Origin of the sequence: Microbacterium sp. (assembly GCF_003248605.1) — a bacterium.
In the GTDB taxonomy this organism is placed as follows: Bacteria; Actinomycetota; Actinomycetes; order Actinomycetales; family Microbacteriaceae; genus Microbacterium.
The window spans coordinates 15537-37536 of the sequence record NZ_QFPF01000003.1 but is presented as its reverse complement, the minus strand read 5'-3'; the positions used below and the strand labels follow the sequence as shown (position 1 = coordinate 37536).

Annotated in this window: 19 protein-coding genes; 6 read left to right on the top strand and 13 right to left on the bottom strand. The window is 71.0% G+C overall.

Going from position 1 to position 22000, the window contains the following annotated elements:
• Positions 1–23: 23 nt before the first annotated feature.
• Both pth and DI573_RS00935 read right to left on the bottom strand, forming a co-directional pair.
• A complete protein-coding gene (gene pth, locus DI573_RS00940; RefSeq protein WP_292809676.1) occupies positions 24–608 on the bottom strand; it encodes an aminoacyl-tRNA hydrolase in 585 nt (194 codons plus the stop codon).
• Between the two features lie 115 nt (positions 609–723).
• Positions 724–1353: a 50S ribosomal protein L25/general stress protein Ctc gene (locus tag DI573_RS00935; RefSeq protein ID WP_292809674.1), complete on the bottom strand. Its 630-nt coding sequence runs from the start codon at positions 1351–1353 to the stop codon at positions 724–726.
• A gap of 234 nt (positions 1354–1587) precedes the next feature.
• Between DI573_RS00935 and DI573_RS00930 the strand changes: the two genes are divergently transcribed.
• A complete protein-coding gene (locus DI573_RS00930) occupies positions 1588–1767 on the top strand; it encodes a hypothetical protein (RefSeq protein ID WP_292809672.1) in 180 nt (59 codons plus the stop codon).
• Positions 1768–1773: 6 nt separating this feature from the next.
• Here the strand turns inward: DI573_RS00930 and DI573_RS00925 are convergent, their stop codons facing one another.
• Genes DI573_RS00925 through DI573_RS00915 form a run of 3 tightly spaced genes read right to left on the bottom strand, consistent with a single transcriptional unit; the run spans position 1774 to position 5002 of the window.
• Positions 1774–2787: a zinc-binding dehydrogenase gene (locus DI573_RS00925; RefSeq protein ID WP_292809670.1), complete on the bottom strand. Its 1014-nt coding sequence runs from the start codon at positions 2785–2787 to the stop codon at positions 1774–1776.
• Positions 2788–2804: 17 nt separating this feature from the next.
• A complete protein-coding gene (locus DI573_RS00920; RefSeq protein ID WP_292809668.1) occupies positions 2805–3572 on the bottom strand; it encodes an SDR family oxidoreductase in 768 nt (255 codons plus the stop codon).
• A 41-nt stretch (positions 3573–3613) separates the two neighbouring features.
• Positions 3614–5002: a gluconate:H+ symporter gene (locus tag DI573_RS00915; RefSeq protein WP_292809666.1), complete on the bottom strand. Its 1389-nt coding sequence runs from the start codon at positions 5000–5002 to the stop codon at positions 3614–3616.
• A 174-nt stretch (positions 5003–5176) separates the two neighbouring features.
• On the opposite strand from DI573_RS00915, the gene DI573_RS00910 reads away from it, so the two are divergent.
• Positions 5177–5872 (top strand): FCD domain-containing protein, encoded by a 696-nt coding sequence (locus tag DI573_RS00910; RefSeq protein ID WP_292809664.1) that lies wholly within the window; start codon positions 5177–5179, stop codon positions 5870–5872.
• A gap of 72 nt (positions 5873–5944) precedes the next feature.
• Here the strand turns inward: DI573_RS00910 and DI573_RS00905 are convergent, their stop codons facing one another.
• Together DI573_RS00905 and DI573_RS00900 are read right to left on the bottom strand one after the other, a co-directional pair.
• The gene (locus tag DI573_RS00905) at positions 5945–6898 is read right to left on the bottom strand and encodes a phosphoglycerate dehydrogenase (protein WP_292809662.1); all 954 of its coding nucleotides are present in this window, start codon (positions 6896–6898) and stop codon (positions 5945–5947) included.
• Positions 6895–8334 (bottom strand): FGGY-family carbohydrate kinase, encoded by a 1440-nt coding sequence (locus DI573_RS00900; RefSeq protein ID WP_292809660.1) that lies wholly within the window; start codon positions 8332–8334, stop codon positions 6895–6897. The genes DI573_RS00905 and DI573_RS00900 overlap by 4 nt, the downstream gene beginning before the upstream one ends.
• A gap of 51 nt (positions 8335–8385) precedes the next feature.
• On the opposite strand from DI573_RS00900, the gene eda reads away from it, so the two are divergent.
• A complete protein-coding gene (gene eda, locus DI573_RS00895) occupies positions 8386–9036 on the top strand; it encodes a bifunctional 4-hydroxy-2-oxoglutarate aldolase/2-dehydro-3-deoxy-phosphogluconate aldolase (protein WP_363331321.1) in 651 nt (216 codons plus the stop codon).
• Between the two features lie 62 nt (positions 9037–9098).
• Complete coding sequence (gene gndA, locus DI573_RS00890) at positions 9099–10670, top strand: NADP-dependent phosphogluconate dehydrogenase (RefSeq protein ID WP_292809658.1); 1572 nt, start codon at positions 9099–9101, stop codon at positions 10668–10670.
• 281 nt (positions 10671–10951) lie between these two features.
• On the opposite strand, the gene DI573_RS00885 is transcribed toward gndA, so the two are convergent.
• Positions 10952–11677 (bottom strand): ABC transporter ATP-binding protein, encoded by a 726-nt coding sequence (locus DI573_RS00885; protein ID WP_292809656.1) that lies wholly within the window; start codon positions 11675–11677, stop codon positions 10952–10954.
• A gap of 48 nt (positions 11678–11725) precedes the next feature.
• Entirely contained in the window at positions 11726–13186 is a 1461-nt protein-coding gene (locus DI573_RS00880; RefSeq protein WP_292809654.1) for an ABC transporter permease, read from the bottom strand.
• A gap of 172 nt (positions 13187–13358) precedes the next feature.
• Here DI573_RS00880 and DI573_RS00875 point away from each other — a divergent pair, with 172 nt between their 5' ends.
• Both DI573_RS00875 and DI573_RS00870 read left to right on the top strand, forming a co-directional pair.
• The gene (locus DI573_RS00875; protein WP_292809652.1) at positions 13359–14093 is read left to right on the top strand and encodes a response regulator transcription factor; all 735 of its coding nucleotides are present in this window, start codon (positions 13359–13361) and stop codon (positions 14091–14093) included.
• Positions 14090–15628, top strand: coding sequence for an ATP-binding protein (locus DI573_RS00870; protein WP_363331320.1), 1539 nt, complete (start codon positions 14090–14092; stop codon positions 15626–15628). The genes DI573_RS00875 and DI573_RS00870 overlap by 4 nt, the downstream gene beginning before the upstream one ends.
• Positions 15629–16211: 583 nt before the next feature.
• Here the strand turns inward: DI573_RS00870 and DI573_RS00865 are convergent.
• The 4 genes from DI573_RS00865 to DI573_RS00850 form a co-directional block, all read right to left on the bottom strand.
• A complete protein-coding gene (locus DI573_RS00865) occupies positions 16212–17759 on the bottom strand; it encodes a flavodoxin reductase (protein WP_292809650.1) in 1548 nt (515 codons plus the stop codon).
• Positions 17756–18667, bottom strand: a complete 912-nt coding sequence (locus DI573_RS00860) for an FAD:protein FMN transferase (protein ID WP_292809767.1) — start codon at positions 18665–18667, stop codon at positions 17756–17758. The genes DI573_RS00865 and DI573_RS00860 overlap by 4 nt, the downstream gene beginning before the upstream one ends.
• Before the next feature lie 2 nt (positions 18668–18669).
• Positions 18670–19128, bottom strand: a complete 459-nt coding sequence (locus tag DI573_RS00855; RefSeq protein ID WP_292809648.1) for a hypothetical protein — start codon at positions 19126–19128, stop codon at positions 18670–18672.
• A gap of 88 nt (positions 19129–19216) precedes the next feature.
• Positions 19217–22000: an HAD-IC family P-type ATPase gene (locus DI573_RS00850; RefSeq protein ID WP_292809646.1), complete on the bottom strand. Its 2784-nt coding sequence runs from the start codon at positions 21998–22000 to the stop codon at positions 19217–19219.

Here is a 22000-nt window from a genome sequence, read left to right as displayed (position 1 = left end):
GACGGCGACGGCCTACCCGGCCTCTACGCGCGCGGAGCGTGGTGGTGCTGCTGCGCGGCGAGCAGACCCTCGTCGACGAGCCGCTCGACGGCATCCGCCGCGTCCGAGACGAGCAGAGGCAGCGCCTGCCGTTCGGTCGCCCCGAACGGATCGAGCACCCAGTCCGCGGGATCCTGCCGTCCGGGGGGACGCCCGATACCGACCCGCACCCGCGCGAAATCCGCCGTGGCCAGCGCCTTGGCGACATCCCGAACGCCGTTGTGCCCACCGTGCCCCCCGCCGACCTTGAGCTTGAGCGTGTCGAAGGGGATGTCGAGCTCATCGTGGACGACCACGACGTGGTCGGCGTCGACGCCGAAGAACCGCGCGAGTCCCGCGACCGGGCCGCCCGAGACGTTCATGAACGAGTTGGGCTTGGCCAGCACGAGCTTGGCGGCGCCGGGGCGCAGCCAGGTCTCGGCGACGCGGGCGTTCGCCTTGTGACTCTTGAACGCCGCACCTCGCCGGGTCGCAAGCTCGTCGAGCACCATCTGGCCCACGTTGTGCCGGGTCGCCTCGTACCGCGGACCGGGGTTGCCGAGGCCCACGACGAGCCAGGTCTCGGGCATGTACTCTCTCCAGGGGTGCGGGGATCGACGCGGTCGGGCGGCATCGACAGGCTACCGAACGGCGAGGGGGGCACCCCGCGCGAACGCGGAGTGCCCCCCTCGTGCGGGTGAAGGATTACTCCGCGGCCTCTTCGGACTGCTCGGCGGCGACCTCGGCGTCTGCCGCCGCGATCTCGTCCTCGGCGGCGAGCGTGGACGCGGGCACCGAGATGGCGATGATGAGCGTCTCGGGGTCGACCGCGAGCGCCGCGCCGGCGGGCAGCTTCAGGTCGGCGGCGGTGATGTGCGTGCCGTCCTCGAGGCCCTCGACGTCGACCTCGACGTTCTGCGGGATGTTCGTCGCCTCGACCTCGAGCAGCACCGTGCTGGCTTCGAGGTTCGTGATCGTGCCGGGGAAGGGCTCGCCCTGCACCGAGACCGGCACGTCGACCTGCACCTTCTCGCCCTTGCGGACGACGAGCAGGTCGATGTGCTCGATGATCTGGTGCACGGGGTCCTTCTGCACGTCCTTGACGAGCACGAGGTGCTGCGCTCCCGCGACGTCGAGCTCGAGCACGACGTTGGCGCGGCGGATCAGCAGCGCGGTCTGGTGACCGGGCATCGCCACGTGCACGGGGTCTGCGCCGTGACCGTAGATGACGGCGGGGATCTTGCCGGCGGCGCGGAGGCGGCGGGCGAAGCCCTTGCCGAAGTTCTCGCGAAGCTCGGCGTGGACCGTGGTGTCGGGGGTGGTGTCCTTCGACATGGGTGTTCTCCTTCTGGAACGCGCACACACTCGATGTCGAGCCGGTGTCGCGGGGGTCTGCAGGTGTCGACTCGAACGTGGATCGGTGGTCGAACGGATCGAACGCACACACGTGAGGAGGGCCGCAGGGCCCGCATCACCGCGTCGATCACGGATGTCGGGGGCACCGGCCGCGCGGCCGTGCGAGACATCCCTCGCCGAGGTCTCCCCCATCCTACCCGAGCCTGCGATAGCGTGAAGACATCGCACATCGCGAGCCCCCGGGGCTCGCCCCCGAACCTGGAGGACCCCGTGGACGGCGCCATGCTCTCGCACCTCATCGCCTGGACGATCGGCGCACTCGCAACGCTCGGCGGTGTCCTGGTCGTCGGCGCGTTCGTCGCGATGGGACGCTCGGCCTACCGCCAGGACTGATCCGTCTCAGTCCTCCGCGGGCCAGACAGCGACGATCACCTTGCCGGAGGCCTGCGAGTCCTTCGCCACCGTGAACGCGCGCACTGCATCGTCCGCGGCGATCTCGTGCGTGATGACGCGCTCGATCTCCGGCACCGCATCCAGCAGTGCGATGGCCCGATCGATCTCGTCCAAGAACCGGAACGTGCCGAAGTAGCGCAGCTCCTTCGAGATGAAGGGCGCGATGTTCACGGGACGCGCCTCGTCGGGCACCATCCCCACCTGCACGACCGTCCCCCCTGGCCGAGCCGCCCGCAGCGCCGCGGAGATCGAGGGCGCGACGCCGGAGCATTCGAGCACGACGTCGTAGGCGCTCTCGGTCAGCTGCTCGCGAGAGACGTCGACCGCGTGTGCGGCTCCCAGCATCCGCGCCCTCTCCAGAGGACCCTCGAGAACGTCGGTGGCGGTGACCTCCGCCGCACCCGCCGCGACGGCCGCCGCGACGGCGAGCAGGCCGATCGGACCGGACCCCGTCACCAGCACCCGGCGCCCCGCGACGTCGCCCGCCTTGCGGAGGCCGTGGAGCGCGACCGCGAGGGGCTCGGCGAGCACCGCGCGACGCACCGGCAGCGATGCCGGCAGCACCCGCACCATCTCGCGTGCCACGAGGAGATGCTCGGCGAGACCGCCCTGCGTGTGCGGCCAGGTGGAGGCGCTGCCGAGGTAGGCGCCGCCCGGCCAGAGATGCGGGTCGAGGTCGGCGGTGGGCGTGCCGAAGGTGGCGGGGTGCACCGTGACCGGCGTGCCGGGAGCCCACTCCCCGGTCGGGTCGAGGTCGATGCGACCCGACACCTCGTGGCTGGGAACGAGTGGCTCGCGCACGACGAAGGCGCCGTTGGCACCCTCGAAGTAGTAGTGCAGATCGGACCCGCAGATGCCGACGTAGTCGATCCGCACCCGCACCTGAGCGGGCCCGGGCTGCGGGATGTCGACCTCGCGGACGACGAGGGTCTCTTTCGCGTCGATGAACGCTGCGCGCATGTGCGGGCCTTTCGGGGTCAGACGACCGCGGTCATGCCGCCGTCGACGAAGATGTTCTGTCCCGACACGAAACTGGAGGCGTCGGAGGCGAGGAAGAGCAGGGCACCGTCGAGCTCGGCGAAGTTCCCCCAGCGCTGGGCGGGGGTGCGCTGGGTGAGCCACGCGGTGAAGTCGGCGTCCTCGACGAGCGCGCGGTTCATCTCGGTGGCGAAGTAGCCGGGTGAGAGCGCGTTGACCTGGATGCCGTGGCGGGCGAGGTCGGCCGCCATGCCCTTGGTCAGCTGGGCGACGCCGCCCTTGGACGCGGAGTACGGGGCGATCGTCTGCCGCGCGAGGTGCGACTGCACCGAGGCGACGTTGACGATTTTGCCGGAGCCGCGGGCGATCATCGCGGGCGCGACGAATCGCGAGACGTAGAAGACGCCCGAGAGGTTCGCGGCGATGATGTCGTCCCAGTCCGAGACCGCGAAGTCCTGGATGGGCGCGCGGCGCTGCACGCCGGCGTTGTTGACGAGGATGTCGGGGGTGCCGACCCGCGCGAGCAGATCGGCCACCCCGGCCTCGACCGCCGCCGCGTCGGTCACATCGAAGGTGACCGACACGGCGGGACGGCCGGACAGGGTCTGCGCCTGCGCACGCGTCGCCTCGAGCGCATCCGCGTCACGCCCGTGCACGATGACCCGGGCGCCGGCGCGCGCGAGCGCGAGGGCGAGGGATCGGCCCAGTCCGCGGGACGAGCCCGTGACCAGCGCGAGACGATCGGAGACGTCGAAGAGGGCGGACATGAGGGTTCTCCTGTTCGGGGTGTGGATGCCGGGGCGCGGGACTAGAGCATCGAGCCGATGCCGTAGACCACGAGCACGAGCGCGAACGCGAGGACCGACTCGATGGTCTGCTGCACGGTCCAGGTCTTCAGCGTGGTCTTGACGTCCATACCCATCAGGCGGCCGACGAGCCAGAAGCCCGAGTCGTTGACGTGTCCGGCGAAGACCGAGCCCGCCGCGGTCGCGAGCGTGATCGCCGCGATCTGGAGCGGGTTGAAGTCGCCGGCGACCACGGCCGGCGCGGCAAGGCCCGCCGCGGTTACCAGGGCCACCGTCGCCGAGCCCTGAGCCAGTCGGATCACGACGGCGATGATGTATGCCGCGAAGATGATCGGCAGGCCCATGTCGGCGAGGGTGTCGGCGAGTGCATCGCCGATGCCGGAGGCCCGTAGGACGCCGCCGAACATGCCGCCGGCGCCCGTGATGAGGATCACGGAGGCGACGGGTCCGAGGGCCGAGTCGACGATCTTCTCGATCGCGGTGCCGTTCTCACCGCGGCGCGTGCCCAGCACGACCATCGCGACGATGACCGTGATGAGCAGTGCGACGGCGGAGTTGCCGAGGAGGATGAGCAGCTGGATCCACATGTTGTCGCCGTCGACGGCGCCGGCCGTCGCGAGCGTCGACAGCCCCGTGTTGAGGAAAATCAGGAACATCGGCAGCAGGAGCAGCAGGATGATCGTGCGGGGCTTGGGCGGGTTGACGGGCTGGTCGTCGTCGATCTCGCCGAAGATCGTGGGCACCGGCAGCGGGATGCGCGCGGCGACGAACTTTCCCCAGAGGTAACCCGAGACGTACCAGACCGGGAACGCGATGATGAGGCCGACCAGCAGCACGATGCCGAGGTTCGCGCCGTAGAGCTCGGTCGCCGTGACCGGGCCCGGGTGCGGGGGCAGGAAGACGTGCATGACCGAGAACGCCGCGGCGGCGGGCAGGCCGAACAGCAGCACGTTGTTCTTCGAGACGCGGCGTGCGATCGCGAAGATGATGGGCAGCATCATGACGAGGCCGGCGTCGAAGAACATCGGGAAGCCGAGGATCAGCGATGCGATGCCGAGCGCGAACGGAGCGCGCTTCTCGCCGAAGATCTCGACGAAGCGGTCGGCGAGCGCCTTCGCGCCACCCGAGTGTTCGATGAGGCGGCCGAGCATCGCGCCGAGACCGACGAGCAGCGCGACCGTGCCGAGGGTTGCGCCGAAGCCGCCGGTCAGGGTGGTCGCGATCTCGCCGATCGGCACGCGGGCGACCAGGGCGGTCAGCAGCGAGACGACGATCAGCGTCAGGAAGGCGTGCACCTTGAAGACGATGATCATGACGAGGATCAGCGCGATGGCGCCGGCTGCGATCAGCAGCAGCGGCCCCGTACCCAGAGTCTGGGTCCAATCTTCCATCTGGATCTCCATTGATAGTGAGGAACCGGGTGCCGCCGTGAAGGCCGATGCACCCGCGTTAGGATTCGAGCGTTCCTCGGGCCCGGCGTCAACGCCTGACCGAGGATCTGTGAATTCTCACACAAAGATCGTATCTTTTTCAACCTGTCGTCATATTTTTGATCGGAGTGCTCGTTGGCCCAGGCATCCCACGGCCCGGTGCTCGACCATCTGGGCGTGCGCATCACCGCCGGCGAGCTCCTCCCCGGGTCCGTGCTCACCCTCGCGGGGCTCGAGGCGGAGTACGGCGTCTCCCGCACGGTGATCCGCGAAGCCGTCCGGGTGCTCGAGGCGATGGGGATGCTGGAATCACGCCGCCGCGTGGGCGTCACGGTGCGCCCGCCGTCGGAGTGGAGCGCACTGGACACGCGGCTCATCGGCTGGCAGCTGCAGGGGCCGGGCCGAGACCAGCAGCTGGTCGTCGTGACCGAGCTGCGTGCGGCGATCGAGCCGATCGCCGCACGTCTGAGCGCGCAGCGGGCCAGCGACGTGCAGCGAGCCGAGATCCTCCGGCTCGCCAACCGGCTCGAGAAGCTCGGGCACGACGGTCTCGGCGACACCGACGAATACCTGGCCGCCGACATCGCCTTCCACGACCTCATCCTCGACACGAGCGGCAACCTCATGCTCGCGGCGACCAAGCCCGCGATCGCCGCGGTCATCGCCGGGCGTTCGCACCTGGGCCTGACCCCCGGGGTGCCGCACTCGGAAGCGCTGCACAATCACGTCCAGACCGCGGCCGCGATCGCGCGGGGCGACGCCGATGCCGCCGAGCATCACACGCGCCGGTATGTCGACACCGTGCTCGGCGAGGTGCGCGGGGCCCGGTAGGTCGCGGGCTGCATCGCTGAGCCCCGGCATCCGCGCCCCCTGCCGAGCAGCGGCGTGCGCGCCCTGTGCTGTCTAGGTGGTGACCGCGTTCGGCGTCGCCTGGCCGCGCAGGACCGCGAGCACGTCCGCGACGGCCTGGGTCGCGGTGCGCACGATCGCCTCGCGCGTGTGCGCGCCGCTGTGGGGTGTCGATATCACCCGGGGATGCCCGACCAGCACGGACGCGCTCGGCGGCTCGGTCTCGTAGACGTCGATCGCGACGGCGTGCAGGTGCCCGGACTCCAGCGCGGCCAGCGCCGCCGCCTCGTCGAGCAGCCCGCCCCGGGCGGTGTTGATCACGATCGCATCCGGCCGCAGCAGCGCGAGTCGGCGCGCATCGAGCAGGTGCCGGGTCGAATCCAGAAGCGGCACGTGCGCACTCACGACGTCGCTCGCGCGGCACAGGTCGTCGAGATCGGCGCGCTCGACGCCCGCCCCCTCGAAGACCGCATCGGGCAGCATCGGGTCATATGCCACGACGCGCATGCCGATCCCGCGTGCACGCTCGGCGACCAGGCGCCCGATCGCGCCGAATCCGATCACGCCGAACGTGCGCCCCGTCAACTCCAACCCGTCGCCTCGGAGCCAGTCCCCCGCGCGCACCCCCGCATCCAGACGAGGGATGCTGCGTGCCGCGGAGAACGTCAACCCGATCGCCAGCTCCGCCACGGCGAGCGCGTTCGCGCCGGGCGTGCGCGTGACGACGACGCCGCGCTCGGCGGCGACGGCGAGGTCGATGTTGTTCACCCCCACGCCGTAGCGCGAGATGACGCGGAGCGCGTCGGCGCTGCGCAGCACGGCAGCGGTGTAGTCGTCGAGGCCGGCGACGACAGCATCCACCCCCGGCAGCGCCTCGATGAGCTCGTGCTCCGTCATCGGCCGGCCGGTGTCGTTGAAGACGAGCTCGTCGGCGTACGCGCGCAGCGGATCGAGGCTCGGCGCCTCGCGGTCGCGGCAGAGGGACGTGGGCGTGACGAGGATCTTCATCGTGCGCCCTCCCCCGCGCCCGGGAGCGTCCGCGAGTAGTGGTCGAGGTATCGCGCGAAGCCCTCGTCGTACTGCTCTCTACGCTCCAGACGTGGCGCGACGATGCGCGGCGCCGCGTCATCGAGTGCGGGATGCCGCTCGTCGAGCCCCGCGCTGCGAAGGCCCATGCGCACCGCGCCGACGACCGAGCTGTGCTGGCGCGACGAGACCTCCATCTGCGCGCCGAAGACGTCGGATGTGAGCTGGGTCCAGTAGGGCGAGGAGAGCACGCCACCCGAGAGCACGATGCGCCGCGGTGTGCCGTTGAGCGCCGTGAGCTCCTTGTAGCAGTGGTAGAGCGAGTACACGATGCCCTCGAGAACCGCCTGATACATGTCGGCGCGGGAATGCTGCGGCTGCAGTTCGAGCAGGCCGCCGCGACGCTGATCCTGCCACCCGGGGCTGCGTTCGCCGAAGAGGAAGGGCATGAACACCGGCAGCGACCGTTTGTCGGCCGACAGCAGCGGCTCGATCTCGGCGTAGTCGGTCGACGAGCCGAACAGCCGCTCCTTCGCCCAGTCGACGCAGTTGCCGCACCCTGATGTCGCCGCGCCGCTGAGCGCCCCGACGGGCGAGCGGTAGGACCAGGTGCTGAGCGTCGGCGAGAGCGAGGGGTGCAGGGTCGAAAAGCGAAGGGCGCCGCTCGTGCCCATCGAGAAGGTCATGTCGCCGGGCTCGGTGGCGAGATCGCCGACCTGGCTGAGGCCGCCGTCGGGACCCGGCGTGAGCACCGGGATCCCCGGGCGCAACCCGAGCAGGACGGCGGCGTCGGGCGCGAGCGGCGCCGTGTCGGTCGCCGAGCGCAGTTCGGGGAGGCGTACGCCCTCCAGCCCCAGGCGGGCGATGACCTCGGCATCCCAGTCCGCGGTGTGGGCGTTGAGCAGTCCGGTGCCCGAGGCCAGCGACGGATTGGTCCAGACCTCGCCGGTCAGTCGGGCGAAGTTGAGGCTGGACTGGTCGAGCGCGAGCAGGCCGTCGAGGTCGTGTCCACCCTCGGCCAGGTGCAGCAGCTTGAAGACCGGATAGATCGCGTTGACCATGCAGCCGGTGCGCTCGTAGAACCACCACATGAACTCCTGGTCGGCGCGCAGCCGGGCGCACAGGTCCTGAGCCCCGGTGTAGGGCCACTCCATGACGGGGGTGACGGGCGAGAGGTCGGCGCGGCGCAGCGTCAGACCGTGCCAGGTGCCGCTGAGCACGATCAGATCGATGGCACGGCCCGCGGCGCTCTCGCGCCCGAGCGCCATCATCTGCGTGTAGATGGCATCGCCGTCCCGCACCGCGGAATCGGGTCCATCGACCTCGAACCGACGGCTGCGCACCGCGAGCACTCCCGATTCGGTGTCGAAGAGCATCGTCTTCGCGGATGTCGTACTGGCTTCGAGTCGTTGCCCCACAATGATATGATCATTTCCTCCACGCGCGACCGCCGCGCTCGGCGGAAGCAGATGATGACCCCCCTCTTCGAGCGCATCGCGCAGCACAGGATCGTCCCCGTCGTCACGGCGACCACACCCCTCGAGGGCGCCGGCATCGCCGCGGCCCTCGTCGCCGGCGGTCTCCCCGTCGCCGAGGTCACCTTCCGCACCGACGCCGCGGCCGACGCGATCGCGGCGATCGCCGCCCGCGGAGACGTGCTCGTCGGGGCGGGCACCGTGATCCGGCCCGAGCAGGTCGACGCCGCCGTGACTGCCGGGGCGTCGTTCATCGTCTCGCCGGGCACGTCGCGGGCGGTGATCGAGCGTTGCCGGGAGCACGCCATCCCCGTGCTACCGGGCGCCGTCACCGCGACCGAGATCCAGGCGGCACTCGAACTCGGCGTCGACGCCGTCAAGTTCTTCCCCGCCGAGTCCTCCGGCGGCGCCGGGTCGCTTCGTGCTCTCACCGCCCCGTTCGGCGGCGTGCGCTTCGTCCCCACCGGCGGGATCTCACCGGCGAACCTCGCCGACTACCTGCGCATCCCCGCCGTGCTCGCGGTCGGTGGTTCGTGGATGCTGCCCGCCGACAGCATCCGTCGCGGTCAATGGGACGAGGTCGCACGCCTGACGAAAGAGGCCGTCACACTCGCGGGGGCACACCCGGCGCTCGCACTACGCTAGGACCGGCTACGGGTGCGGCCCACGTCGCGGCGCACCGCAGGTCGGCACGCACGAGGAGAGGTATGAACAGCACCAACACGTCCACCGATCGAGACGACCAGCCGGGCTCGGCCGAGGCGCACGAGGGTGCACCCTCGCCCGAGGATGTGCCCCGCGAGGCGCCCACTCCCGCCGGCCCCGACACCGCCGGCGCCCCCATCGCCAACATCGGCGTCGTGGGCCTGGCGGTCATGGGATCCAACCTCGCCCGCAACCTCGCCTCGCGCGAGGGCAACACCGTCGCCATCTACAACCGTTCACGGTCGAAGACCGACGAGCTGGTCGCCGAGCACCCCGAGGCCGAGTTCGTGCCCGCGTTCTCGTACGACGAGTTCGCCGCGTCGCTGCAGAAGCCGCGCACCGCGATCATCATGGTCAAGGCCGGCAAGGCCACCGACGCCGTGATCGACGCGCTCGTCGACGCGTTCGAGCCGGGCGACATCATCGTCGACGGCGGCAACGCCCTCTTCACCGACACCATCCGCCGCGAGAAGGCGGTTCGCGAGACCGGCATCAACTTCGTCGGCGCCGGCATCTCGGGCGGCGAGGAGGGAGCCCTGACCGGCCCCTCGATCATGCCCGGCGGCTCGGATGAGTCGTGGGTCACGCTCGGCCCGATCCTGCGGTCCATCGCGGCCGTCGCCGAGGGCGAGCCGTGTGTGACGCACGTCGGGCATGACGGCGCCGGCCACTTCGTGAAGATGGTGCACAACGGCATCGAGTACGCCGACATGCAGCTCATCGCCGAGGCGTACGACCTCATCCGCCGCGGCACCGGCAAGTCGCCGGCCGAGATCGCCGACGTGTTCGCCGAGTGGAACCGCGGCGAGCTCGAGAGCTACCTCATCGAGATCACCGCCGAGGTGCTCCGCCAGGTGGACGCCGCGACCGGTCAGCCGCTCGTCGACGTGATCCTCGACCAGGCCGGCGCCAAGGGCACCGGAGCGTGGACCGTGCAGACCGCCCTCTCGCTGGGCGTGCCGGTCTCGGGCATCGCCGAAGCCACCTTCGCCCGTTCGCTCTCCTCGCACCCCGAGCAGCGCGCCGTGTCAGGCGACCTGCCCGGGCCCTCCGCGGGCCTGTCGATCGATGACGTCGACGCGTTCATCGAAGACGTGCGCCTGGCGCTCTACGCCTCGAAGATCGTCGCGTACTCGCAGGGCTTCGACGAGATCCGTGCGGGCGCGGCCGAGTACGACTGGTCGATCGACCTGGGCGCGATCGCGAAGATCTGGCGCGGGGGCTGCATCATCCGCGCGCAGTTCCTCAACCGGATCTCGGACGCGTACGCCGCCGAGCCCGGTCTGCCCGTGCTGCTGACGGCGCCGTATTTCGTCGAGGCGCTCGGCCGCGCTCAGGACGCATGGCGCCGGATCGTGTCGCAGTCGGCGGGCGCCGGCATCCCGGCCCCCGCGTTCTCGTCGTCGCTGGCGTACTACGACGGTCTGCGTGCGGAGCGGCTGCCGGCGGCGCTGATCCAGGGTCAGCGCGACTTCTTCGGGGCGCACACCTACAAGCGCGTCGACAAGGAGGGCACCTTCCACACGCTGTGGTCGGGCGACCGCACCGAGATCGAGGCCGAGGACACGCACTGATCCCCGGATAGGCCTCGAAGGCGCCGGCGCATCGTGCGCCGGCGCCTTCGTCTATGTGGGCCGTCTGCCGCGCGACCCCTGCGTGTCCCACTTTCTGTCGCTTGGCGCAGGCGCCGGCGACAGAAAATGGGACACCATGCCGTCGTGCAGCCGGGGCGCGACCGCGGGTCCCGGCCACGAACGTGCCAACATTCCGGAGCATTGCCACCCCGGGCGACGTCCGGGCGCCCGGGCACCCGACCCGCGCCCATGTCTCCGGAATGTTGTCCGGTTCGGCGGGCTCAGCCGGTGATGTCCCGCACCACGCCGCGGTCAAGCCGCAGCCGGCGCCGCGCGCGGCGCGCGACGGCCGAGTCATGGGTCACCACGATGAGAGTGAGACCTTCGGCATTGAGCCCCTCCAGCAGCGCCAGGATCTCGTCGCGCATCGACTCGTCGAGGTTGCCGGTCGGCTCGTCTGCCAGCAGCACCCGGGGTCGCCCCACGATCGCCCGCGCGATCGCGACGCGCTGCTGCTGACCGCCCGACAGCTCGCCCGGAAGGTGGTCGGCGCGCTCGGCGAGTCCGACGTGCGCCAGCGCCTCGCTGACGCGCGTCGCGCGCTCCGCCCGCGGCAGCCCGAGGGGCTCGAGAGCCATGTCGACGTTCTCGTGCGCGGTCAACGTCGGAATCAGATTGAATCCCTGGAACACGAAGCCGATCTCGTGCGCGCGCAGTCTCCCGAGCTCGGCGTTCGACGCCGTCGCCATGTCGACCTCTCCCAGCAGGACCGAACCCGCCGTCGGACGATCGAGTGCCCCGAGCAGCTGGAGGAACGTCGATTTTCCCCCGCCCGTCGGGCCCTGGATCGTGACGAAGTCGCCCGCCGCGATCTCGATGTCGACCCCGACCAGGGCCTTCACCTGCCGCCCCTTCTGGGCGTAGGTCTTCACCACCCCCGACAGCCGGTACAGCGGGGATGCCGCCTCCCAGCCTGCGTCCTCTGTGTGGGTGTCTGCGAGTGTCATGTCAGCTTCTTCCGTCGTGTCGGGTGTCAGTGTCTGCTCGTCCATGCCTCAGCCCACCGATCGCAGGGCTTCGGCGGGGCTCAGGCGGGCGGCGCGCCAGCCGCCGAACGCTCCGGCGACGAGTCCCCCGGCGATGGCCAGGCCGATCGCGGCGAGGATCACACCGATCGTCAGCGGCGCCTGCAGCACGATGTCCGAGGCGGTCTGCGCGGTCTGCGCCCCGCCGAAGCCACCCGAGCCGCCCATGCCGCCGGGACCCGCCCCACCGGGCCCGGCGGTCTCGGCCGCGGTGGCGGACGAGATGGTCGGGGCGACGAGGGTGATCGTCAGTGCTCCCGCGAGCCCCAGCACGAGCCCCACGGCGCCGCCGATCAGGCCCTGCACGACCGACTCTCCGGCGACCTGTGCGACGACGCGGCGGTTCGACCAGCCGATCGCCTTGAGGGTTCCGAACTCCCGCGTCCGGCGAGAGACGCCCGAGATCGTGAAGAGCACGGCGAGCAGCACCGCGACCGCCAGAACGATCACCGACAGCCATGTGCCGAGGCTGGTGATCAGCGACGAGGCACTCGAGAGCGATCCCGACACCGTGGCCGCGAGGTCGGATTGCGAACTGACGGTCGCCTCCGGCACCTCGTCGGCGATCGCGGCCTGCACGGCGGCGATCGCATCGGACGATTCGGCCTGCACGTAGATCGTGGAGACGACGTCTTCGAGGCCCGCGAGGGTCTGCGCGACATCCAGCGGGATGTACACGTCGGCCGCCGTGTCGGCATCGCTGGAGGTCGAGGCGACGATACCGACGATCTCGACCCCCGTGCCCCCGACATCCACCGTGTCCCCCACGGCGAGCGAGTTCGTCGTGGCGTAGGTGGCATCGATGATCGCGACGTACGCGCCCTCATCGCTCGCCTCGAGCGCGCGCCCCTCGGTGAGCTCGACCGCGGAGAGCGGGCCGACGGCGGTGGCGGTGGGGTCGATACCCAGAACGGCGAAGGAGTCGAGGCCGAAGGCGCTGCCGCCCGCGCCGTCCGGTCCGCCGGCGGGCGGCTCGCCTCCCTCGCCGGGAGCGGCCATCTGCGACCGGTCCGGCATCTCGCCCGAGAACGTCGTGTTCGTCAGGCTCAGAGCGCCGGATGCTGCCGCCACGGAGTCGATCGACGAGATGGTGCCGAGGGTCGAGGCCTCGAGGGTGCCGCGCGAGCGATCTGCCATCAGGCGGGACTGGCTGAGCGTCGTCGTGCCATCCGTGCTCTCGCCGGCGCCGTCCTCGAACTCGAACTGCGGACCGCCCCCGCCCTCTCCCGGCTGCGCCTGCGCGCCGGTGACGGTGAGGTCGGTGCCGACACCGTAGACGGACTCGAGCGCCTGGGCCTGAGCATCCCGCACCCCGGCCGAAAGCGCGTTGACGATGATGACGAGTGCGATCGCAAGGCCGAGGCCCGCCGCGACGATGATCGTCTGTTTCTTGCGGCCGGCAAGCTCGCGCCGCAGATAGGTTCCGTACATCCTTCTCCCTCTCGCCGACCCCGCGGCCGGACCGGTGCCGACGCTAGGGAGGCCGTCGATGTGCGCGCCCAGCGGCGGTTATGCGAGAGCTATGCGCAACGGAAGCAGGTTCACAGCCAAGCCATAGCCGACGGCATAGGAACCCCATAGGTTGACGCGCAGAATGGATGCCATGACCACCGCCGCGCCCACTCCCGCCCTGCACCGTCCCGACGGGACGCCCCTGCGTATCGCCGTCGTCGACGACGAGCAGATGCTCACCGATCTGCTCTCGATGGCGCTGCGCATGGAGGGCTGGGAGGTGCGGACCGCAGGCAGCGGGTTCGAGGCGCTGCAGCTGGTGCGGGAGTTCTCACCCGACGCGCTCGTGCTCGACATCATGATGCCGGACCTCGACGGGATGGCCGTGCTGCAGCGCCTGCGGCAGTCCGGCGATGACACCCCCGTGCTGTTCCTCACCGCGAAGGATGCCGTGGCCGACCGGGTCGCGGGCCTCACGGCGGGCGGCGACGACTACGTCACCAAGCCGTTCAGCCTCGAAGAGGTCGTCGCGAGGCTCCGCGGGCTCATGCGCCGCGCAGGGTCGGCGTTCGCCAGCGAGGCTGAGCCGATCCTCCGTGTCGCCGACCTCTCCCTGAACGAGGACAGCCACGAGGTGGAGCGCGCCGGCACCGAGATCGAGCTGACGGCGACGGAGTTCGAGCTGCTGCGCTATCTCATGCGCAACCAGCGCCGTGTGGTGTCGAAGGCGCAGATCCTCGATCGGGTCTGGAACTACGACTTCGGCGGCCGGTCCAGCGTCGTCGAGCTCTACATCTCGTACCTGCGCAAGAAGATCGACGCGGGTCGCACGCCCCTCATCCAGACCGTCCGCGGCGTCGGCTACATGATCAAGGCCCCGCAATGACCTCACCCGCGACGGATGCTGTCACGACAGCATCCACGCCGGCGCCTGCGACCGCGGCGTCGGCCACGTCGCGGCGCCCGCCGATGACGCTGCAGCGGCGCCTGATCCTCACGATCATCGGCATCGTGTCGTTCATTCTCGTCGTCGTGGCGATCGTGACCAGCGCGATGTTGGGCAGCGTGCTGCAGCGTCAGCTCGACGACGAGATCCGCGCGGCCGCGGCGGACGCCGGCCGCGGACTCGATCTGCCCCTCTTCCCCGGCACCACCGAGGGCGAACCCGATGCGTACGCCGTGCTGGCCGGCGGACGCCAGCAGCCGGGGTTCCTGCTCGTGCTGCAGACGCCCGACGGCTCGTCGGGAGCCGTCGTGACCGGCATCGACTCCGTCGAGGAGCTCTCGGCGACGCAGGTCGAGGAGATCCTCGGCGCGACCGAGGCGGGCGGGTTCACCTCCGCGGGTCTCGGGGCCGACCTGGGCGCCTATCGCCTCGTGCCGATCATCTCGCCCAACACGGGATACACCGGTGTCGTAGGCCTGCCGCTCGATGAGGTGCAGGCGACGATCGGCGAGATCCTGACGATCATCGCGCTCGTGACGACCGCGGGCCTGCTCGTGCTCGTGCTGGCGACCGCGTGGACGATCCGATCCGGACTGAAGCCCCTGCGCGCGGTCGCCGACACCGCCGCACGTGTTGCGCAGCAGCCCCTCGACCAGGGCGCCGTGTCGATCACCGAACGCGTTCCGGCCGCGCAGTCCGACGATCGCACCGAGATCGGACGGGTGGGTGCGGCGCTGAACACACTGCTCGACCACGTCGAGTCCTCGCTCGACGCGCGCCAGCGCAACGAGGAGCGCATGCGCACCTTCGTCGCGGATGCGAGCCACGAGCTGCGCACCCCGCTCGCCTCGATCCGCGGTTACTCCGAGCTGTCGCTGCGCGACCGGACTCTGAGCGAGAACAGCGCCCAGGCGCTCGAGCGCATCCAGGCGCAGTCCGTGCGCATGACCGGCATCGTGGAGGACCTGCTGCTGCTGGCCCGGCTCGACGAGGGTCAGGAACTCGTCTACGGCACCTCCGACATCTCGCGCCTCGTCGTCGAGGCCGTCGGCGACGCCCAGGCCGCGGGTCCCGACCACGAGTGGCAGCTGGATGTCGGCGACGAACCCGTACTCATCGCCGGTGACACCGCGAGGCTCCATCAGGTGGTCGCGAACCTGCTCGCCAATGCGCGGACCCACACCCCCGCGGGCACGACCGTGACAGCGAGCGTCGCCCGTCAGGGCGACACGGCCGTCGTGCGCGTGCACGACGATGGCCCCGGCGTGGATCCGGCGCTGCAGGCCGAGCTCTTCGAGCGCTTCGCCCGCGCCGATCGGTCGCGCGCTCGCCAGACCGGCGGATCCGGCCTCGGGCTCTCGATCGCGCGCGCGATCGTCGAGGCGCACCGCGGCGAGATCGCGGTGCGCAGCGTGCCCGGCGACACGACGTTCGAGGTGCGGCTGCCCGCCAAGCCCCGCGATCCCGGGGCCTGACGCGGGCGCCGCGGCGCAGCATCCGTGCGGGGCGTTCTCTGCCGCGGGCGCGCCGTGTGCCGGCGCTCGCGCTGTCGATGCTCAGCTGTCGCGAATTGCGGGTGTTGGTGCGCAGCACCCGCAACTCGCGACAGGCGAACGGAACTTCAGCGACCCTGTTGATGCTCCCCTGTCGCAAACTGCGGGTGCACCGCCGCAACACCCGCAACTCGCGACAGGCGAACACCACCGCCGGCAGCGACGCCGCTCGCGCTGCCTCGCTCCCCTGTCGCAAACTGCGGGTGCACCGCCGCAACACCCGCAACTCGCGACAGGCGAGCGGAACTTCAGCGACGCTGTTGATGCTCCCCTGTCGCAAACTGCGGGTGCACCGCCGCAACACCCGCAACTCGCGACAGGCGAGCGGAACTCGCCGTCACGCACGGGTACGACGAGAAGGGTGGATGCTGCGCTTCCGCGCCGTGCGCGCCACCGACACCGTGCGCGCCCCTCACCCGCGCCCCGGCAGCAGCGCGCCCCGGCAGCAGCGCGCCCCCGGCAGCAAAGCGCCCCATCGCCAGCGCGCCCCCGCGCCCCGGGCGGGTCAGTACCCCGCGAACGCGTCCGTCGTCAGCGAGCGGGCCTTCTCGAGGGCAGGCGCGAGGTCGGCGACCAGCGCGGGCGGACCGGAGATGTAGGCGTGTCTCGCGGTGAGGTCGGGCACCTCGTGCTGCAGGCCGTCGGCGTCGAGGCGCACGCCCCGCCCCCATCGCCAGCGCGGCGGCAAGGGTGACGGGTCGTCGCGGCTCACGACGATCACTTCGGCGCCCGTCGCGGCGAGCTCGTCTCGGAAGGCGATCTCCGCCGCGGTGCCGGCGACGTACACGAGCACGACATCGCGGTCCTCGCCACGTGCGGCGGCCTCGCGCAGTTGGGAGACGAACGGGGTGACGCCGATGCCGGCCGCCACGAGCAGGACGGGCACCGACGGATCGCGAGGCAGCAGGAAGTCGCCCCAGACGCCGGTCGCGGCATAGTCGACGCCCGGTTCGGCACGGCCGAGGGCCCGCTTGTACGAGCTCTCGTTCGCGCCCTCCTTCACCCGGTAGGCGATCCGCACCGTGGGGGCGTCGCTCGGCGCCGAGACGATGCTGAACTCCCGGCGGGTCCCGCGCGCGTCGGGGTGCGCGTGCGGCACCTCGAGCTCGACGTACTGGCCCGCCGAGAAGCGCACCGGGCGGGCCGACTCGAACGTCAGCTGCCGGACGGTCGGGGTGATCATCGACGCGTCCCGCAGGCGTAGGCGCACCGTGTGATGCGCCGCCCAGACGAAGGCCAGCAGATTGCCGACGAGCAGCGCCCGCTCCTGACCGAGGGTGACATCCCCGATCGGGATGGGCCAGCCCGCCAGCACACCCGCGACCGCCGCGACCGTCAGCTGCTGCCACCGGCGCGGGGGCAGCGTCAGCGGCTCGGACAGCATGAACGCCCCGAGGAACAGAAACGGCGAAGACCACAGCGCAAAACTCAGCGCCTGCCCCGCGTCGACATCGACGCCCGCCGCCTGCGCCTGCACCGAGAGTCTCGCCACCGAGATGCCCACCGCGACGACGAAGAACATCGCGACGATGCGCAGGCGCTCGGTACGCACGAGCACCGCGAGCCCCAGCACGATCACCGGCAGCGCCAGCACGGGCGCACCCACCCACCACGCGGACGAACCGAGCCCCGAGATCGTGAGGACGCTCGCCCCGACCGCCGCGGGGTTGAGGATGTGCCGGCCGCGCCAGGCCAGGGCGTACTTCGACACGACGGCAACGACACCCGCGAGGGCGATCCACAGCAGGTCGAGCGGCACGAGCGTGGGCCGCAGCACGAACAGCAGGATGTACGCGGTGATGAGCGACGATTCGTAGCGGACGGGCATCCGCAGCATCCGCTGGATGAGCGCGTTCGCACCGACGCACGCGATGCCGAGCACCGCGACGGTCGCCAGCAGCTCGAGCGGTGTCGGCACGACGAGGCCGAACAGCGACAGCACCAGCGCGATCAGCGTCAGCGCAGCGAGGGCGAGCATCACGAGGCGGTACATCGAGAAGCGGCCGAGGTACCCGCGCGCTCGGGTCCACAGGGCGGTGAGGGCGGCGATCACGATCCCACGCTACCCGCGCGCGTGAACAGCTCGGCGGCGCAGCCCGGCGACCACTCGACGCGCCCGCTCGACAGCATCCGCACCCACGCGACCCCCCAGCGGTGCGCGAGCTCGGCCCCGCCATCGAAGAACAGCGCGGTGGCGGCGGCGTCCGCGCGCATCGCCGACGCGGCGAGCGCCCACGTGGCCACAACCGTGCGCACCGGCAGTCCGGTCCGGGCATCGAGCACATGATGGAGGCCATCGCCCCACGCACGCCGGTTCGTCGCCGATGCGCAGAGCGCAGCATCCGTCACGGTCCACACGCCGATCGCACGCGAGGGGTCGTAGGGATGCTCGAGGCCGATCCGGCGGGTCGCGCCCCGCACCGCGAGGTCTCCGCCCGCGTCGACGACGAGCGGACCGTCCGTGCACCAGGGGGCGAGCGCATCGGCCACCCGGTCGACGAGCCGTCCTTTGCCGAGCGCACCCACGTCGACGACGCCCCCGCCGCTCTGGCGCAGGCGATCGCCGTCGACCCTCAGCCGCGCCCGCCAATCTGTGGGGGCAGGCACGGCGTGGCCGGCCTCGAGGGTGTAGGCCGCGTCGTATCCGAGGCTCGCCAGCGACGCCCCGACGAGCGGGTTGACGGCGTCGGATGTCGCCGTAGAGATCTCGTCGAACGCCTCGAGCATGTCCTTCGCATCGGGTGGCGCGGGCACGGCGCCCGCGCCACGCGCGAGCAGCGAGACGAGCGAGTCGTCGCGGAAGCGCGACCACTCCGCGTCGAATCGATCGATCAACGCGCCGACGGTCGCCCGCGCGTCGGAGGGTAGCTCCCCCGACGTCTCGATCTGCCAGGGCGTGCCGATCGCGTCGAAGGTCCACGCGGTGCGGGAGCCCGCATCCGGGGCGGCGAGCGCCGACACGGTCACGCCGCCGCTTCGTCCTTGATGGCCTCGACGGCCTCGTTGAAGCCGCCGCTGGTGAGCGAGGATCCGGCGACGCGGTCGACGGCGAGGTCGTCGATGCTCACGCCGACGACCTCGTCGCTGATGCCCCCGATGAAGCGGGACTGGTAGTCCTGCGATTCGCGGGCCTGGGGATCGCCCGTGACCGCGACGTCGCTGACGACGCCGCCCTCGAGGGTGAGCGACACCTCGATCGTCTCGACGGATTCGGGTGTGACGTACGAGCCGCTCGCGGTGTACGTGCCGTCGTCGTACGATCCCGACGACGCTCCGCCGGTGGAGGTCGAACTCGATGAGTCGGTGTCGGTGTCGGCGGTGTCGGCGGTCGCGGCGCCGCAGCCGGCGAGGGCGAGGGTGCCGGCGACACCGACGAATGCCGCGGTGTAGCGGAGCGGGCGGGAAGCGGCGGGGCGGATCATGTGGGTCCTCCTTCGTCGTGGGGAACGGGCCGGAGCGGCCGTCGTATGCGAGCGTATGGAGCGCGCTTCGCCATCGTCGGTGATCCGCCTATGAGGAAGCTTTGAACGACCCCGGGCGCCGCAGGGTCTTGAGCCCCTCGACGGCGAGGAAGATCACGATCGAGAGGCCTATCGGCAGCAGCCACGAGTGCGCCGCGAGAGGTCTCGAGCCGAACAGCGCATTCATGAACGGGGCGTACGTGTACACCAGTTGCAGCGCGAGCAGGGCGAGCGCCGACCACCACACGACCCGGTTGCCGCGGAGGATGCCGGGGGTCAGGCTCGAGCGTCCGAGGAAGCGGCAGTTGAAGAGGTAGGCCAACTGTCCGAGCGCGAGCATCGCGACCGCCTCGGTGCGCGCATAGTCGATGTCGACGCCGGTCGAGGCGACGCCGTAGAACACCCCGAGGGTCGCGCCACCGATCAGCAGCGACACGACGAGCACGAACCCGAGCTCGCGGGCGGTGATGATCGAACCGCCGGTCGGCCGTGGCGGGCGCTGCATGATGCCCTTCTCGGCGGGCTCGTAGGCGAGGGCGAGCGAGAGGGTGACCGCGGTGATCATGTTGACCCACAGCACCTGCACGGGCGTCAGCGGCAGCGCGAGGCCGAACACGACCGCGACGAGGATCACGAGGGACTGCGCGCCGTTGGTCGGCAGCAGGAACACGACGGACTTGCGCAGGTTGTCGTAGATGCGCCGACCCTCGCGGATCGCCGAGCGGATCGTGGCGAAGTTGTCGTCGGCGAGCACGATCTCGGCGGCCTCCTTGGTCGCCTCCGTGCCCTTGATGCCCATCGCGATGCCGATGTCGGCACGGGTCAGCGCGGGGGCGTCATTGACGCCGTCGCCGGTCATGGCGACGACCTCGTCGTGTGCCTGCAGCGCCCGCACGATGCGGATCTTGTGCTCGGGGCTCGTCCGCGCGAACACGTCGACGTCGCGCACGACCGCCTTCAGCTGCTCCTGACTCATCTGCTCCAGTTGGGCACCCGTGAGCACCTCGGGGTCGTCGCCGGAGACGAGGCCGAGCTCGCGACTGATCGCCAGGGCGGTGCCCGCGTGATCACCGGTGATCATCTTCACGCGGATGCCGGCGGCATGACAGTCGGCGATGGCCGCGATCGCCTCGGGTCGGGGTGGGTCGAGGATGCCCCACACCCCGAGGAACTCCAGGTCATGCAGGTCGTCGGCGGTCAGATCATCGGTGCGCGCATCGACGGGGCGGCGGGCGGCGGCGAGCACGCGCAGGCCCTCGCCGCTGAGCTCATCGATCACAGCCTCCCAGCGAGCGCGATCCACCGGCACCGGCCCCTCCTCGCCGCGCTGTGTCGCCGAGCGCTCGAGCAGTCGATCGGGCGCACCCTTGACGAGGATCGCGCGCGATCCGTCGGCCGCCTCGTGGAGGGTCGCCATGAACTTGTGCGCGGAATCGAAGGGCACCACCGCGAGGCGCCGCGCATCCGCCGTGCCCGCGCCGCCCTTCATCGCGACGGTCTTGAGCGCCCCCTCGGTGGGCTCGCCCACCAGCATCCACCGCTGCGCGGACGCGGGGTCCGCCACGGACGGACCCGGGGAGCCCGCAGATCCGGCGCCGGCAGAGGGGTCGACGACGATGTGCGCGTCGTTGCACAGCGTGCCGACGGCGAGGATCGCGGCGAGGTCGGCGGGGGCGCCCGCCGGTCGGCTCGAGGCGCGGCCTGCGCGCGCGGGCAGGATCTCGCCCTCGGGCGCGTAGCCGAGGCCCGTGACCTCGTACTCCCCTGCCGCGGTGACGATGCGACGCACCGTCATCTCGTTCTTGGTGAGCGTGCCGGTCTTGTCGGAGCACACCGTGGTCACCGAGCCGAGCGCCTCGACGGCCGGCAGTTTGCGCGTGATCGCGTGGCGCCCCGCCATCTGCTGCACACCGATCGCGAGGGTGATGGTCACCAGCGCCGGAAGTCCCTCGGGGATCGCCGCGACCGCGAACCCGATCGTCGCCGAGATCAACTCGGCGAAGGGCATCTGGTGCAGGTACCGGCCGATCGCGAGCATCACGACCGCCATCGCGAGGATCACGAGCGTCAGCACGCGACCGAACGAGTCCAGCTGCTTGGTCAGGGGCGTGTCGAGACTGCCGGCCTCGCCCACGAGCGCCTGGATCGTGCCGATCTCGGTGCGGGACCCCGTGGCCGTCACGACGCCACGGCCCTGCCCGGCCGACACGATCGTGCCCGAGAACGCCATCGACGATCGGTCGCCGACGCCCGCATCGCGGTCGACCGGGTCGAGGGACTTCGAGGCGGGCGCCGACTCCCCCGTCAGCGCCGATTCGTCCACGCGCAGCTGCGTGGCCTGGATCAGCCGCACATCCGCCGGGACCTTGTCGCCGGGGGCGAGCCGCACGATGTCGCCCGGCACGAGATCCGCGGCCGGCACTGTCGACCACGCACCGTCCCGACGCGCGGAGGCATCGGCCGACAGCATCCCGCGGATGCCCGCGAGGGCCTTTTCGGCGCGCCCCTCCTGCACGAAGCCGATCACCGCGTTGATGATCACGACCGCCATGATGACCCAGAAATCCAGCCAGTCGCCCATGATCGCCTTGATCGCGGCGGCGCCGAGCAGGATGTAGATCAGGGTGTCGTTGAAATGCACGAGGAATCGCAGGATCGCGGGGCGCCGCGGCGGCTCCGGCAGCAGGTTGGGCCCGACCTCGGCGAGGCGACGGGATGCTTGGCCCGCGGTGAGCCCACCCGCGCCCGCGTCCAGCGCGGTCAGCGTCTCGTCGATCTCGAGAGCGTACGGCCGCTCGATCTCGAGGGGCGCAGCGATCGATGTGTCGGTCAT

Coding starts and splice junctions, on each gene's coding strand:
- DI573_RS00925 (WP_292809670.1), bottom strand. CDS start 2,787: ATGCGCGCAGCGTTCATCGACGCGAAAGAGACCCTCGTCGTCCGCGAG.
- DI573_RS00880 (WP_292809654.1), bottom strand. CDS start 13,186: ATGTACGGAACCTATCTGCGGCGCGAGCTTGCCGGCCGCAAGAAACAG.
- DI573_RS00920 (WP_292809668.1), bottom strand. CDS start 3,572: ATGTCCGCCCTCTTCGACGTCTCCGATCGTCTCGCGCTGGTCACGGGC.
- DI573_RS00915 (WP_292809666.1), bottom strand. CDS start 5,002: ATGGAAGATTGGACCCAGACTCTGGGTACGGGGCCGCTGCTGCTGATC.
- gndA (WP_292809658.1), top strand. CDS start 9,099: ATGAACAGCACCAACACGTCCACCGATCGAGACGACCAGCCGGGCTCG.
- DI573_RS00875 (WP_292809652.1), top strand. CDS start 13,359: ATGACCACCGCCGCGCCCACTCCCGCCCTGCACCGTCCCGACGGGACG.
- DI573_RS00935 (WP_292809674.1), bottom strand. CDS start 1,353: ATGTCGAAGGACACCACCCCCGACACCACGGTCCACGCCGAGCTTCGC.
- pth (WP_292809676.1), bottom strand. CDS start 608: ATGCCCGAGACCTGGCTCGTCGTGGGCCTCGGCAACCCCGGTCCGCGG.
- DI573_RS00870 (WP_363331320.1), top strand. CDS start 14,090: ATGACCTCACCCGCGACGGATGCTGTCACGACAGCATCCACGCCGGCG.
- DI573_RS00905 (WP_292809662.1), bottom strand. CDS start 6,898: ATGAAGATCCTCGTCACGCCCACGTCCCTCTGCCGCGACCGCGAGGCG.
- DI573_RS00850 (WP_292809646.1), bottom strand. CDS start 22,000: ATGACCGACACATCGATCGCTGCGCCCCTCGAGATCGAGCGGCCGTAC.
- eda (WP_363331321.1), top strand. CDS start 8,386: ATGATGACCCCCCTCTTCGAGCGCATCGCGCAGCACAGGATCGTCCCC.
- DI573_RS00855 (WP_292809648.1), bottom strand. CDS start 19,128: ATGATCCGCCCCGCCGCTTCCCGCCCGCTCCGCTACACCGCGGCATTC.
- DI573_RS00885 (WP_292809656.1), bottom strand. CDS start 11,677: ATGACACTCGCAGACACCCACACAGAGGACGCAGGCTGGGAGGCGGCA.